The sequence below is a fragment of the Pseudomonas baetica genome, from assembly GCF_002813455.1.
Lineage (GTDB): Bacteria > Pseudomonadota > Gammaproteobacteria > Pseudomonadales > Pseudomonadaceae > Aquipseudomonas > Aquipseudomonas baetica.
This window is the reverse complement of record NZ_PHHE01000001.1, coordinates 6473728-6488211: the sequence shown is the minus strand read 5'-3', so window position 1 is coordinate 6488211 and position 14484 is coordinate 6473728. Positions and strand designations below refer to the sequence as shown.

The window sequence follows — 14484 nt, the reverse complement described above, 5'->3', positions numbered from 1 at the left end:
TTACGCCATCCTCCCTACAACACCTTGCGCCGTTACCTACGCGTGCGCCAGAATCCGCCGGCTTACACGGCTATGGGGCGGGCTATATCGTTTGCCTGTCACTGCAAAACAGTGATCGGGTTTGGTAGCCCGCTTTAAATTGTCGTTGTTGCGACACCTTCGATGCTGTCTCTTATTTAAGGTATAGCTTTGTATGGTGGGCATGCGTGGGGCTCCTCTGTGAGCGCCGGGTTTCCCGATTTAACCGGTCTACCAACCCGCGCATGGCCGCCACCCGCCGTTTGGTAGCGAGGGTGATGGCTCCCATTTTTTAAATTGGAGCTTTATCTATGTTCAAAATCACGCCTAACCCACCACACACCGATCCCATCCCCCACGACCCCGCGCTTGACCCGCAAAAGGTCAAAGAAGCCACCGATCGCGCCCTCGACTACTATCTCAAGCCCGAAGACCTGGCAGCTCCTCCAGCATCGCCCAAGTTTCGCCCTGTGTTCCTCGTCGACCCCACGCTGGATGACGAAACCCTGCTGGTCGAAGCCTGTGAATCGCTGTCATACGCCCATGCCATGGCCGGCAATATCGCCAACTCGGTGGGTGGCCCGGAGCGTAAACCGCTGCTGGCGCTGCAACAGGTGATCATGCTCAACGAGCTGTTGGTCAATCGATTGCTGGATAAGCTGCGCGTGCCGAAGTAGATACACGACGGATCGCCATGCAGGGTCAGTGCATCCTGCATGGCGATCTTGAGTCCGGCGTCCATACTGAATTTTTGCAAACGGCATCCTCCACTCAACTGTCCGGACACCAACATGCCCTCCCCCGAAATCACCCTGCTGCAGAGCTGGCACGACAACGCCCACGCCTGGATCGACGTGATCCGCATCGGCGCCATCGAAAGCCGTCAGCAGGTCACCGATCAGGCGATTCTGCTGGCGATCATGGGCCGGCAACCACAGCGGGTGCTCGACCTGGGTTGTGGCGAAGGCTGGCTGTTGCGGGCACTGGCGGATCGGGGCATTGACGCCACGGGCGTGGATGGCGATGCGACGCTGGTTGAGGCGGCGCGTTTGCCCGGTGCATCGCAGGTGCATGTCGCCAGTTATGAGGCGCTGGTCGAGGCGACGGCAGACATCGGTCGCGACTACGACCTGATCTGCGCGAATTTCTCCTTATTGCATCAGGACATCATCCCCTTGCTCGCGGCCATGAACGCGTTGCTGGTGCCCGGTGGCGCACTGGTGATCCAGACGTTGCACCCGTGGGCCGTCGCGGCGGGTGATTATCAGGATGGTTGGCGTGAGGAGACTTTCGCCGGGTTCAAGGGCCAGTGGCAGCCGATGCCGTGGTACTTCCGCACCCTGTCGAGCTGGCTCAATGCGCTGGACATGGCCGGTTTTCAACTGGCCGGATTGCAAGAGCCACAGCATCCGCAAAGCCCTGTGCCGCAGTCTTTGCTGATGCAGGCTGAGCGGCGCTAGCTTCAGTCACGCGGCGATTTTTGTGGGAGCTGGCTTGCCAGCGATGGCATTGGGTCAGACACCCTTGATGCCGAGCGTGACGGCCTCATCGCTGGCAAGCCAGCTCCCACAGGGTTCAGGGTGTTTGCAGGATTGCCAGGCTATACGTTACTGACAGGCGCCGACTTGGCGATCTACGGCACCGCCAGCCGACCACAGACTGACTACGCTGTTAATCCAGCGTGTCTAACCTGCCGAGGATGACTGCCATGCAACGTTTTCAGAAACTCACACCGTGCCTGTGGTTCGACGATCAGGCCGAGGCTGCGGCGAAGTTCTACTGCTCGATCTTCGACCATTCGAAAATCACCGGCCTGACCCACTACAGCAAGGTCGGCCAGGAATTTCACGGGCAGCCGGAAGGTGCGGTGATGACCGTGAGTTTCGAACTCGATGGCCAAACCTTTACCGGCCTTAACGGCGGGCCAGTGTTCAAGTTCAGTGAAGCGATATCGTTTCAGGTCAATTGCCAGAATCAGGAAGAAGTCGACCATTTCTGGGGCAACCTCAGCGCTGGTGGGCCGGTAGAAGCCCAGCAATGCGGCTGGCTCAAGGACAAGTTCGGCGTGTCATGGCAGATCGTGCCGGTGGCCTTCATGCACATGATGCTGGACCCAGACACCAGCAAGTCGCAGCGGGCCATGCAGGCCATGTTCAGCATGAAAAAACTCGACATCGCCGAACTCGAGCGGGCCTTTGCCGGCCAGAGCTAATACACTCGGGTGCTGGCCTGCCGGGAATGACGTTGATGAAACACGCTGCCGCGAAAAACCCTGAAAAAGCCCCGCGTTTCTGGCGCGACGAAGCCCTGCCCTTTATCGAGGCGCGGGCCATCGCCGATGGCCGCGAGGTTTGCTATGCGCGGCATTCTCACGCGCATTTTTCCATCGGTGCGATCACTGCCGGGCGCAGCACGTATGTGCATGAACAGACCCAGTTCGAAGTCGCGGCGGGCACCGTGGTGCTGATGTATCCCGGCGACGTGCATGCGTGCAATCCGATCGATGATCAGCCATGGTCGTACGTGATGCTGTACGTCGAGACACCGTGGTTGACGGACTTGCAGCATCAACTGGGGTTTGCCGCCGAGCTTGAGTTCCGGCGTTTCGCGACCACCCATCTCGACGACGCCGGGCTGTTCCGTGATCTCAACGGGTTGTATGAGGTACTGGTCGATAACCAGCAGGATGTCTTGCGCAAACAGAGCGCGGCGGTGGAGTTTTTCACCGAGCTGCAGTTGCGCCTGAACCCGGCAGAACAGCCATTGCGCGAGCCTAATTTCAAGCTTGAACGCGCCGCCGATTTCATCCGTGAACACTGCACGGACCTGCTGAGCCTCGATGACATTTGCAGCGCGGCGCAGTTGTCACCGTCCTATCTGATCCGCGCCTTCAAACAGCATTACGGGATGACGCCGCACGCCTTTGTGGTCAACCAGCGTATTCAGTACGCCCGCGAGGGTTTGCGCCGGGGCAGACTGATTGCCGATGTAGCGCTGGAAGCCGGGTTTGCCGATCAGGCGCATTTTCAACGGGCGTTCAAACAGCATCTGGCGGCGACGCCGGGGCAGTATCGGGGATAAGTGTCTACGCCAGAATCAGCCACAGCCCTTTGGCGTCTTCGTTCAGTAAGCATCACCCGGGATTGGCTCGCGCGTTTGTGGACTGCTGACCGCGAAACCCGAAAACATTGCACCGGTTGTGCCCAGTCCGGATGCACCGGACATCAGCGAGAAAACCCACACCGTGTTGTCGTAGTAACACGTAACGTAACCCAGTTTGCCGTCCTTGCTAATCGCAATTTCCAAAGGCCCTTGGCCCACCGTAGTCGTCGCAATGACTTGCCCTGATGCCGTATCAATCGTCGATACCGTATTGGTATCTCTGTCGCAGCAATAAGCCTGCGTACCGGAGGGGTCCAGGACAATACCCCTTGGCAAACCAATCACTCTTATGGCCCTGATCTGTACGAATGTCTGCGTATCGTACTGCAGTACAAAACCTTCAGTAGCCTGGTTCCTGCCACAGACGTAAAAGCTTTTGCCATCAGGACTGATATCGACACCATAGGCCTCTAAAGGCATCGGCACGGTTCTGACAACCGATAAAGTCAATGTACTGATGATGGAAATCGAGGAACCAGCCACACCGCTGAAATTATTGTTATTGGCGACATAGACCCACCGTCCATCCGGAGACAAGGCAATGCCTCTGGGGTGCGATCCGACCGGAATGGTTTTGACCGCCCGTGAATTCACAACGTCGATAACCCCAACGCTGTTGCCGCCCCAGGTACTGACAAAGGCCTGTAACCCATTCTTGCTCATGACTATGCCGATAGGGTGCCCCGCTACCGGAATGTTGGCGATCATGCTCGAAGTGGCGATATCAATGACCATCACCGCATTATTCCCGTTACAGGCAAAAACACGCGATGCATCGCCATTAACGGCAATCTCCCACGAGACACTCAATTGCGGTAGATCAATCTTCTTGATCCGCTGGGAAGTGGACGTATCGATTATCTGCACCGATCCCGCGCCAGTGACAAAAGCCAATGTATTGTCCGGACTGAGCGTGATGCCGGTTGGTACGGGATCAAGTGCGATTGGTCCGACCGGCATCTGTTCGGTGATGGTCAGCACCGCGCTGGCGGTGCCGCCGCCACTACTGGCCGTTAGTGAAAATACCCCCGGTGTATTTCCTGCACGCACACCGCTGACCGTCACTCTGCCGTCCGCGCCGACAGGAAAACTGCGAGTCCCCCCTTCCCCGTCCGGATACTCCGCCCCCTCAGGCAAGGTGAGTGAGATCAATCCGGCACTCGGCCGCCCTGCCTCGGTCAGGCTTAGGTCAATCTCCTTGACCTCGCCTCCGGCAACAACGCTGTAGGGTCCATTGAGAAATGCCACCACACCCGGCGACTGGCTGACATGGATATTCATGTAGGTCGTCGCTGAGGCGTTGCTGTTGCTCAATTGATCGATCACCCTGGCACTGATCGGCATCCGTTGGTTATCGCCGATCTGCTGGAAATCGGCGGTGGTCAGCATGAACGTGATCGGCTGGGTAGGATCTGTGACGGTAATCGGTCGTCTCCAGGTTCCAATGGTCAAGACAATCTCGTCAAAAGCACGCACAAAACTGACGTTCACGGTAATTTCTACCCCTTTCGCCGCTTCCACCGGGCCAACGCTGACAGGGTGAATGACAGTGATACCGGATGGCGCGGGATAACCGGGCGCCGGATCGTGATACAGCACGTCCAGTATCGGTCGGGAATCCTCGAAATTTCCTCCAAGACGGCTCACCCGGTAAAACAGCTGATTGATGCCGTTCAATAGCCAGCCGACAGCCAACCGCATCGCAAAACGGTCGTTCTCTTCGCCCGGATTGATGATCTTGACGATGGACGTCGGTTTGCCGTTGACCCACATCTCGACGACATCGTAGGCGGCCATGGCGGTGGACAACGTCCGAGCCGGGTCGATCACCACCAACAGGCCTTCTGGCAGCTGATAAATTGCCTGGGGAATACCGCCATGGGCCGTGCCCGGCGGCTGCACTGAAGCTTGCCAGCCGGGGATGAACATGGGGGAGAGTGCGAGCGCCTCATCGGCTTGCGTTGAGTTGAGCAGGGTAATTGTCATGTTCTCTCCTTGGAAACCGTGTCGGTTTTTTTGACAACCCACATCACACGCGCAAAGGAGCCAGACGGCTACTGTCATATCTGACAGGTAGCACGTCTTTCAGATGAGCGGTCACGGCACTCCGAAAGCGCAGAGAGGCGCTCAAGGCAACAACAAATACCCCGCACTCACGGCCAATAACCCCGCCATAACACGATTGAACAAACGCATCCCCGCCGGATTGGCCAACCATCCGCGCAAAAATGTCCCGGCATACGCCCAGCAGGCCACTGACACATAGCAAATCACCAGATACACCGCGGCAAACTGCCAGACCAGTCGCGCCTCGCCATCAGCGACAAACGCGCCCATGCCAGCCACGCAGGCCAGCCAGGCTTTCGGGTTGAGCCACTGCATGATCGCGCCGTAGAGCATCGAGGGCGCCCGCCCCGTGTCGCCAGCATTGAGCTGCCCGTCGTCAGTCGCCAGTTTCCAGGCCATGAACAACAGAAACGCCACGCCGGCCAGTTGCACCACGCGGGTCATGAACGGCCACAGTGTGAGCACTTCATGCAGGCCCAGGCCCATCAGCACCAGCAACAGAACAAAGCCTAAGGTGGCCCCGGCGACATGCCGCTGACTGGCGCGAAAGCCGAACTGTGCGCCCGAACTCAACGCCACGATATTGACCGGGCCGGGGGTAATGGACGCCGCCAGGGCAAACGCCGCCATCGAGATAATCAAACTCATCGCACACCTGCTTCAACACGAGGAACAAGGTGCCCACCGTAACCAGCCGCCCGTCCCCGGTATTGAAGAAAATCACCCTGCCAACAACACACTTTGTGTAGGAGCTGCCGCAGGCTGCGATCTTTTGATTTTTGTTTTAAAAACAAGATCAAAAGATCGCAGCCTGCGGCAGCTCCTACAGTTTTTTTGCGTTTGGAGGGCGTTGCGCGGTGCGCGGCGCGTTCAGTCCAGACGCGGCACCGTAAAGTGGAATTCACTGCCCTGTCCCGGTTCGCTTTCGGCGAAGATCCGCCCGCCATGGGCCTCGACAATACCCTGGCTGATGTACAAACCCAGGCCGGTACCGGTGGGGTTGCCTTCTTTCACCGTCCAGTATCGGTCGAAGACGCGGGCCAGGTTTGCTTTGGGGATTCCTTCGCCGCTGTCACGCACGGTAAAGACAATGTCGTTACCGATGGATTTGGCCTGCACACCGACCGTGCCCAGGCGCGGGGTGAACTTGATCGCGTTACCAATCAGATTCGACAGCACCTGAAACAGTCGCTCAGGGTCGGCGTGGATACGCAGATCGGGATCCGCCGCGAAGGAAATGCTGATGTCTTTGTCCTGAGCCAGCGGTGTGAGCAACGCTTGCGCTTCTTCGAACATCTGCGTGACGTCGAGCTTCTGCGGCGTGATGGTGTAGCGCCCGGCGTCGATTTTCGACGTGTCGAGCAAATCCTCCAGCAGCGTGTTCATGCGCCCGGCCGCCTGTTGCATGGTGTCGATGGCCGTAGAGATGCGCCGCGAGGTGTGCTGGCCTTCGGAGCTGAAGGCTTTTTGCAGCATGCCGCAGAGCATCGAGATGACCGTCATCGGGTTGCGCAGATCATGGGAAACCACTGCGACCAATTCATCGCGGGCGCGCACTGCTTCCTGCTCGCGACGCACCTGACGGGCCAGATCATTTTCCATTGCCGAGCGGCGCAGGTCATTGGCCGCGAACAAGTCGCCGTGGCTCCACTTGGTGGAGATCCCGGCCATCTCGACCTTCCAGATTTCGAACGAGGTGCGCGGGCGCAAACGAAGCCCGGCATCGGAGCTTTCCAGCGCCAGCGGCTTGCGCGGATCACCACTCCAGTTGATGTTTTCTTTCACCTCGGGACGGAACCACAGCACACCGTTGTCCACCGGTTTGGGCAGGCTCATGGCGAGCACGCCACTGGCCACTTGCTGATAGTGCGCCGCCGGTGGGTAGACGCTGGACAGGTGATGACTGGCAAACACCGGCTCGCCGGTTTCCTGCAGCCACTTGTGCAACGCACGGACCTCTTCCGGCTCCGGGCAATTGCCATAGCGATGCAACTGTTTGTCTTCAATGATCGCGATGCCACCGGCATTGACCAACGCCATCAGGACCTGTGGCTGATTGGCCAAACCGTCGAAAACGTTCTGCGGCGAATCGATCATCGCCTGATTGAGCAAGGCCAGCGCCTCGACTTTTTCCTCGCGCTGACGGCTGACCTCCAGCGCTTCCAGCGCACTGATCTGCAGCGACAATACCTGGCCGATGGTCTGGCACGCGGTACGCAGTTCGTGCGGCACGTGCAACGGCTGGCGGTTGCCGCAACTGATCAGGCCCCAGAGCTTGTCGCCCTTGAGCAGGGAAATGCTCATTGACGACAGCACGCCCATGTTTTTCATGTACTGGCAGTGAATCGGCGAGACGCTGCGCAGGGTCGCGAAGCTCAAATCCAGCGGTGTCTGGGTGTCGGGGCGCAGCTTCGGCACCAGCGGCACCGGTTGGTAGGCGGCATCGGGGATGATCCGCAACCAGTTGGTGCGGTACAGCTCACGCGCCTGTTCGGGAATGTCGGAGGCCGGGAAGAACAAGCCGTTGAACACTTCCATCGACGGATCGGACGCTTCGGCGATGACCTGACCGTGGCCTTCATCCTCGAAACGGTAGATCAGCACCCGGTCGTAACCGGTCATGGCCTGGATTTCCTTGACGCTGATATCGTACAGCGCCTGCAACGACGTAGCCGCTTGCAGACGCTGGAGCATGCGCCCCAGATGCGTCTGGTTACCGGCGACATTTCGCGGCTGGAAGTTCTCGACGTGGATTTCCAGTTCCAGAATCAACACGCCTTGATGACGGTGCAACAGCGCGTCGAACGCGGTGCCATTGAGCTGAAAATTCAGCGGCCCGGCGTCGGCAAATGCCGGTTGCTGAAGCGCCCCGCGCACGGCCCCGGCATAGGCATCGCCGAGCAGCTGGTGCAGCGGTTGCCCGATCAGTTCCTCGGCCGGACGCGCCAACACGTTTTCAACGTTGGCGCTGACCTGGATGATGTCCAGCGCCGGCTCGCTCAGGGTCAGCAACACACCGTGGGGCTGAATCGCCCCGGGAAAGCGGATCGGCTCGTCGGCACAGTTGGCCAGCAGTTCTTCAAACGCTTCTCGGTCTTGCGGGTTCATGCCAGTACCTCCCGGCGGTCGAGCCAACGCTCGAAACAGCTGAATGTGGTGTGTGCCGCGTTGACCACGGCTGCGCGGGCAACGGCATCCAGTGGGCGTGCGCCCAGGTATTCGATGAAGTCTCGCCAGCGCCGTCCGGTGGCGGCGCCGTAGATATCGAGGAATGCCGCACCGTTATCGGCCTCCAGGCCCAGACGCGCGGCGATTTCGCGCCGCAGGATCTGCCCACCGAGTGTTGCGCCTTCGAGTACGTACAACACACCCAGGCACGCGGCGCTGGAGTCGATGACCGGCAAATCACCACAGAACGGCAATTGTTCAAGTGCAGAATGGGTGACGCCCAACGCCAACAGATCGCTATGCAGGGTGGCTGTCTTGAGGCGTGGTGCCAGATCGAAATCGGCGGGGACGCACGCGCTGTCGAGCAAGGCCCGTTCCAGCGGCAGATAAAAACCGTAATAAGCCTGCATCAGCCTTTGAAAGGCTTTTGCATCAAGGGTGTCGGAAAAAAAAGGAAGGCGTTTTTCCAGTGCGATATGCAGTTCGGCAGTGCCGGCTCGCAGATCTTGCAGCACCGGTGGCACATAAATTTCACGGGCCTTTGCGTGCATGTAAATCGCTCTTGGTGGGGCCACCTGGGGCCATTCGGGGTGAGTTGAATGTCGACTGAAATATACACGGCAGACGACATTTCTGACCGTATGGATCGTTTTTTCTGACGAAACCATCGCCCTCAGATTTTTCAGAGTTTCCTTTCGAGCAAAAAGTTCGAAACGGACTGATCAGCTTCGCAGCCGCTGTACCGCGACAGCGCAGCCTGACTGTACGGGTCAAGCGCCGTGACGCCGTGATAAAAATGCCGTTCCCGCCCCCGGAGCCTGCGCCATGGACCTTGCCACGCTTTCACTGTTTATCCCGGCCTGTTTCGCCTTGAACATGGCCCCCGGACCGAACAATTTGCTATCGGTCAGTAACGCCACCCGCTATGGCTTTCGGCGCGCCTGCGGGGCGGGCATCGGGCGGATTCTGGCCTTTGCCGCAATGATCGCCCTCGCCGGCGCCGGACTGTCGGTAGTGCTGCAAACCTCGCAATGGCTGTTTCATGCGATCAAGATCGTGGGCGCGGCGTACCTGCTGTATCTGGCCTGGCAATTGTGGCGAGCCAGTCCTGAGATGGAGCAACACGGCAACAGCGCGACCGTCGGCTTCTTTGCATTGGCCCGTCAGGAGTTCCTGGTGGCAGCAGGCAATCCAAAAGCAATCCTGCTGTTCACCGCGTTCCTGCCGCAGTTCGTCGACCCGGCGCGCCCGATGCCTGCGCAATTCGCTGCGCTTGGCGGGCTGTTTCTGCTGCTGGAGTGGGTCGCCATCGGCGCCTACGCCTGGATGGGCCTGCACATGCGCCGCTGGTATGCCGAGCCGCGTGGCAAACGCATCTTCAATCGTTGCTGCGCGGCGCTGTTGTCGGCGGCGGCGTCGATGCTATTGACGGCCAAACGCGCTTAAACCTCGGACAGCCCTTTGAGTTCGACCTGGTTGCCATCCGGGTCGAAACAGTACACCGACAAACCGTAACCCTGGGCACCGAAACGTCTGGCGGCTTTTTCGACGCTCAGGCCGTGCGCCTGCAAATGCTCGATCAGCGCCGCTTCATCGAACGGTTCGATACGCAGGCAAAAGTGATCGACGTTGCGCCGCTCGGCACCCGCCGCCCCGCCGCCCTTGCGCCCGAGTTCGCCGTGCAGATCGACCAGGTCGATCATCGAGGTACCGGCGCGTAAATGCACCAGCCCCAGTGGTTCATTGATCTTGACCACCTCGGCGCCAAATACTTGTCCATAGAACTCGATACTGCGTTGCAGGTCCGCAACCCGCAGGACGATGTGATCGATATGTTGAATAACAAACGGATGCATGGATTCGGTGCCTCATAAACCCTGTAGGAGCTGCCGCAGGCTGCGATCCTTTGATGTTGTTTTTCGAAATCAACGTCAAAAGATCGCAGCCTGCGGCAGCGCCTACACGGTAGTTCAGGTTGCTGAAAATTCATTGTCGATTTTTCGGTGGAGCCATCGACAATCCAGTTTTACTCTCAAGCCATGAACATACAAACCGCTGCTCTGCCGCCCCACGCCGAGATGGTCCGCGCCATGCTCGAAAGTGACACTGCCTATGAAGGCGTATTTTTCACGGCCGTGAAAACCACCGGGATCTTTTGCCGCCCCAGCTGCACGGCGCGCAAGCCGAAACCTGAAAACGTCGAGTTCTTCGCCCACGCCGATGAATGTCTGTCCGCCGGTTACCGCGCCTGCCTGCGTTGCAAGCCGCTGGATGCCGCGGCCATCGCCCCGCCATGGGTGCAGCGGTTGCTCACGGCCATCGACGCGGAGCCGGAGATACGCTGGAGCGATGCGCAACTGCTCGCCGAAGGCATCGAGCCGCTGAAATTGCGGCGTTGGTTCAAACAGCATTTCGGCATGACGTTCCACGCATGGTTGCGCACCCGGCGGCTCGGCATGGCGCTGGGCGGGATCAAACAAGGCACGTCGATTGATCATGCCGCGTTCGACTCTGGCTATGAGTCCCTCAGCGGCTTTCGCGATGCTTTCCAGAAATCTTTCCACGTCACGCCGGGGCGTGCCGCCCGCAGCGAACCGCTGCTGTTTACGCGTCTGACCACGCCACTGGGGCCGATGATCGCCATGGCCGAACGCCGGGGGCTGGTGTTGCTGGAGTTTCTTGATCGCCCGGCGTTGACCCGCGAAGTCGAATCACTGCAGAACCGCCATGCCTACCTCGTCGCGCCGGGGCATAACGTGCATTTGCAGCAGATCGAACGGCAGCTGGCGGCGTATTTCGCCGGTAAGCTCACAGAGTTTTCGGTGCCTCTGCACATGCCCGGCAGTGACTTCGCCCGGCAAGTCTGGCGCGAACTGCTGCAAATCCCTTATGGCCACACCAGCACGTACGGCACTATCGCTACACGCTTGGGCAAACCCGGCGCCAGTCGCGCTGTAGGGCTGGCCAACGGGCACAACCGTCTGGCGATTGTGGTGCCGTGCCACCGGGTGATCGGCGCGGATGGCTCGCTCACCGGCTATGGTGGAGGACAACCGCGCAAGGCGTTTTTGCTGCGACTGGAAAACGCCGCGGTGCAGCTCACGCAACAATTGACTTTCTGACCCCTACAACCATTCACAAGAAGGGTTTTCGATGAACGCGCTCGACACGGCATTTCACCAGTTGCACCAGCAAGGCCTGCTGCTCCTGACCAACGTCGCCGACGCCACTGGCGCGCGACTGGTCGAGCACCTGGGCGGCAAAGCGGTCGCCACCAGCAGCGCGGCAGTGGCATGGGCTCACGGCTACCCCGACGGCAACACCCTGCCCCTCGAACGCCTGATTTGCACCGTGGAATCCATCGCTCGGGTGATCAAAGTGCCGCTGAGCGTGGACATCGAGGCCGGGTATTCCGATGATCTCGGGCGTGTCGCCGAAGTCATCGACGCGGTGATCGCTGCCGGTGCGGTCGGGATCAATATCGAAGATGGCAGCGGCGCACCGGAACTGTTGGCACGCAAGATCGAAGTCGCCCGGCAAGTGGCCGCGAAACGCGATGTGAAGCTGTTTATCAACGCTCGCACCGACGTTTACCTCAAGGGCCTGGTGCCGGCCGAAGACCGCGTCGCCGAGACCCTGCGTCGCGCTGCGCTGTATCAAGCCGCCGGCACCGATGGACTGTTCGCTGCAGGTGTCACGGCGGCTTATGAAATCGAAGCCATCTGCAAGGGCACCACGCTGCCGGTCAACGTCCTCGGTGTCGCCTGCCTGCCCTCGCCGCACGAGTTGCAGACGCTGGGCGTGCGCCGTTTGAGCGCGGGGTCGGGCATCGCCGAGTTTTTGTATGGCGCAATGGGCTCGCTGGTCAAAAGCTTTCTCGCCAATGGCCAACTCGACACTCATGACCTCAAGGCGCTCAGCTATGGCGAAGTCAACGGCTTGCTGAAATAACATGCCCGAGCGCTATCAGCCGGCCAGTGACTTTCTGGCCGCCCTCGACGCCGACTGGCGGCGGCACATCGCCGCTGTCGGGCCGTGCCTGCATCAGCCGCATCCGGCACGCGATCCCTACGAATCGCTGGTGCGCGCGATTGCCTATCAGCAACTGCATGCCAAGGCCGGCGATGCGATTATCGGACGGCTGGTGGCTTTGTTTGCGGGGCAGACATTTCCGCGCCCGGAGCAGATCCTCGCCACGGATTTCCATCGCCTGCGCGGTTGCGGGTTTTCCGCCAGCAAGATTGCGACCCTTCAAGGCATTGCGCAGGCAACGCTGGACGCTGTGGTGCCGGACTACGCCAGTGCGCTGGCCATGGACGACGAAGCGCTGATCGAGCGGCTGGTCACCCTGCGCGGGGTCGGCCGCTGGACCGTGGAGATGCTGTTGATTTACAGCCTGGAGCGCATGGACATCCTGCCGGCGGACGACTTCGGCGTGCGCGAGGGCTATCGACGGTTGAAGGGGCTGGAGGTGCAACCGACCCGCAAGCAGATGATGGAGATCGGCCAGGCATGGCGCCCGTATCGGACAGTGGCGGCGTGGTATCTATGGCGAGTGCCTGCTCGCTGAGGCAGTCCCTCACTGGCGCCCGCCCGATCAACCGGTCAGGCGCCGCCGAACCACCTTATAGAAAGACCCACGACATCTCCTTCTCCGAATAGTCGTAATCCATCCGCAGTTCTGCGCCTGCCGGTATGTCTTCAAGGGCAAACAAAGCGGTCAGCACATACGGTTTGAGGATCAGTTTGTCGCCGACGATCAACTCCGCTTCAACATTGAACGCCACCGAACCCACGTTATACCCGGTCGGCGATTGGCGAACCGGCCTGCCGGTGGCGTCATACTCGAAATTGGAGTTGATTCGGGACAGGGCGTTGTCACCCACGATCACCAGACGCTCCTGAATCAAATGGCCGGCGCCATAGCGGATGGTTGCACCGGCATACATGGTGAACGTTTGTTCCTGGCGGCGAACGTACTTCAACGGAATGATCGTACCGCCATAGACCCCCAGCGCCTCGCCCTTGGCCAGACGTTTGTTGGCCGCGACCAGATATTGCCCGACAAGAGCCACTTCTTGCGGGACTTTGGCATCGGCGTGGGTAAAACGCCGCACTTCGAGCTTTTCCTCATAAAGCCTGGCGACGTCTTCATGGCCTTCAAACTTGATATACGGTTTGATCGCCGCCGCCAGGTATTGCTCTCCCTCTGGGGTGATGGCTCTGGTTTCGATCTTGCGAATCCGCACCGGGCGGCCACGTGAGTCGCGGAACGGATAGCGGCCATTGTTGGCGCGGTTGTAGGAGCCCAACTGATTGTCGACGAAGCTGTGACTCGCCGCTTCGCGCATGAAGGCCAGTTCCTGGGGCGTAAACGGGGCGATCGGCATCGATTCCGAGGCCAGCTCAAATTCGTCGTCGGAGTGATCGGGCTCCATGTCCTGCTCATTCGGTTTGCGCGCCTCGGCGCCCTCATCCACCGCCGAACGATAGACATTCACCGCTGACTCCTCCAGCGCGCGCCAAAGCTGACTGTGGTGATCGCGCACCAGCACCGGCCCGGTCGGCGTTGCCTCACTGGCCAGACACGCACGGTACAGGCTGGTTTCAGAGTCGATGCCGACCTGCACGTAACCGCCCGCCACTTTGACGAACGGCCGGCCCTGAAACACCCGGAAGCCCTGAGCATCGGCATCCGGCAAATTGATGCTGTCAGGGATCCGGTAATACCTCAGTGGGCGCTGCCTGGGTAAGGGCCGCGCAATCGGCAAGGATGCCACGTCGTTGATCGCGACCGCTGGCGTCGGCGTATCCAGCCCGGACGCCTGCGTGGCAATGGCATCGTTCGCAGAATCGGGCAAGCGCGGTTCAAGCGGCAGCGGATCGAGCCGTGGCGGTGAGTCTGGCCGCGCCACGATCGGGTCGTCCGGTTGCCCGGCCCGGGTGTGAGTATCGACAGTGTCAGCGCCTTTGACAGGCTGTTTTTTTCCCATGAGTCATTCGTCCTTGAATGGAGGCTAGAGCGGTCCCGGTGAGAGAACCGGCGCCGGGAAAAGTACCATCGAGGTG

14 protein-coding genes are annotated in these 14484 nt (G+C 59.9%); 8 read left to right on the top strand and 6 right to left on the bottom strand.

Annotation, left to right across the window (positions count from 1 at the left end):
* Positions 1-329 precede the first annotated feature (329 nt).
* The 4 genes from ATI02_RS30265 (at position 330) to ATI02_RS30250 (ending at position 3099) form a co-directional block, all read left to right on the top strand.
* On the top strand, positions 330-695 hold the full coding sequence (locus ATI02_RS30265) for a DUF6124 family protein (RefSeq protein ID WP_100848211.1): 366 nt from the start codon (positions 330-332) through the stop codon (positions 693-695).
* Positions 696-809: 114 nt separating this feature from the next.
* Positions 810-1478: a class I SAM-dependent methyltransferase gene (locus ATI02_RS30260; protein WP_100848210.1), complete on the top strand. Its 669-nt coding sequence runs from the start codon at positions 810-812 to the stop codon at positions 1476-1478.
* A 248-nt stretch (positions 1479-1726) separates the two neighbouring features.
* Positions 1727-2230 carry a VOC family protein gene (locus tag ATI02_RS30255; RefSeq protein WP_100848209.1) on the top strand — a complete coding sequence of 168 codons (504 nt, stop codon included), beginning with the start codon at positions 1727-1729 and terminating at the stop codon, positions 2228-2230.
* Between the two features lie 35 nt (positions 2231-2265).
* Positions 2266-3099 (top strand): helix-turn-helix transcriptional regulator, encoded by an 834-nt coding sequence (locus ATI02_RS30250; protein WP_100848208.1) that lies wholly within the window; start codon positions 2266-2268, stop codon positions 3097-3099.
* Between the two features lie 42 nt (positions 3100-3141).
* Here ATI02_RS30250 and ATI02_RS30245 read toward each other — a convergent pair whose 3' ends face one another.
* The 4 genes from ATI02_RS30245 to ATI02_RS30230 form a co-directional block, all read right to left on the bottom strand.
* The gene (locus tag ATI02_RS30245) at positions 3142-5166 is read right to left on the bottom strand and encodes a YncE family protein (protein WP_161555375.1); all 2025 of its coding nucleotides are present in this window, start codon (positions 5164-5166) and stop codon (positions 3142-3144) included.
* Between the two features lie 141 nt (positions 5167-5307).
* Complete coding sequence (locus ATI02_RS30240; protein WP_100848206.1) at positions 5308-5895, bottom strand: LysE family translocator; 588 nt, start codon at positions 5893-5895, stop codon at positions 5308-5310.
* A 222-nt stretch (positions 5896-6117) separates the two neighbouring features.
* Positions 6118-8355 carry an ATP-binding protein gene (locus ATI02_RS30235; RefSeq protein ID WP_100848205.1) on the bottom strand — a complete coding sequence of 746 codons (2238 nt, stop codon included), beginning with the start codon at positions 8353-8355 and terminating at the stop codon, positions 6118-6120.
* A complete protein-coding gene (locus ATI02_RS30230; RefSeq protein ID WP_100848204.1) occupies positions 8352-8966 on the bottom strand; it encodes a biliverdin-producing heme oxygenase in 615 nt (204 codons plus the stop codon). The genes ATI02_RS30235 and ATI02_RS30230 overlap by 4 nt, the downstream gene beginning before the upstream one ends.
* Before the next feature lie 274 nt (positions 8967-9240).
* On the opposite strand from ATI02_RS30230, the gene ATI02_RS30225 reads away from it, so the two are divergent.
* Entirely contained in the window at positions 9241-9861 is a 621-nt protein-coding gene (locus ATI02_RS30225) for a LysE family translocator (protein WP_100848203.1), read from the top strand.
* On the opposite strand, the gene ATI02_RS30220 is transcribed toward ATI02_RS30225, so the two are convergent.
* Positions 9858-10271, bottom strand: coding sequence for a VOC family protein (locus ATI02_RS30220; protein ID WP_100848202.1), 414 nt, complete (start codon positions 10269-10271; stop codon positions 9858-9860). The two genes, ATI02_RS30225 and ATI02_RS30220, sit on opposite strands and share 4 nt — an antisense overlap.
* 183 nt (positions 10272-10454) lie before the next feature.
* On the opposite strand from ATI02_RS30220, the gene ATI02_RS30210 reads away from it, so the two are divergent.
* From ATI02_RS30210 to ATI02_RS30200, 3 genes are read left to right on the top strand one after another with little or no spacing between them, the layout of a single operon-like run.
* Complete coding sequence (locus ATI02_RS30210; protein ID WP_100848201.1) at positions 10455-11537, top strand: bifunctional transcriptional activator/DNA repair enzyme AdaA; 1083 nt, start codon at positions 10455-10457, stop codon at positions 11535-11537.
* 31 nt (positions 11538-11568) lie between these two features.
* Entirely contained in the window at positions 11569-12366 is a 798-nt protein-coding gene (locus ATI02_RS30205; protein WP_100848200.1) for an isocitrate lyase/PEP mutase family protein, read from the top strand.
* Position 12367: 1 nt separating this feature from the next.
* On the top strand, positions 12368-12985 hold the full coding sequence (locus tag ATI02_RS30200; RefSeq protein ID WP_100848199.1) for a DNA-3-methyladenine glycosylase family protein: 618 nt from the start codon (positions 12368-12370) through the stop codon (positions 12983-12985).
* A gap of 55 nt (positions 12986-13040) precedes the next feature.
* Here the strand turns inward: ATI02_RS30200 and ATI02_RS30195 are convergent, their stop codons facing one another.
* A complete protein-coding gene (locus ATI02_RS30195) occupies positions 13041-14408 on the bottom strand; it encodes a hypothetical protein (RefSeq protein ID WP_100848198.1) in 1368 nt (455 codons plus the stop codon).
* Positions 14409-14484: the final 76 nt, after the last annotated feature.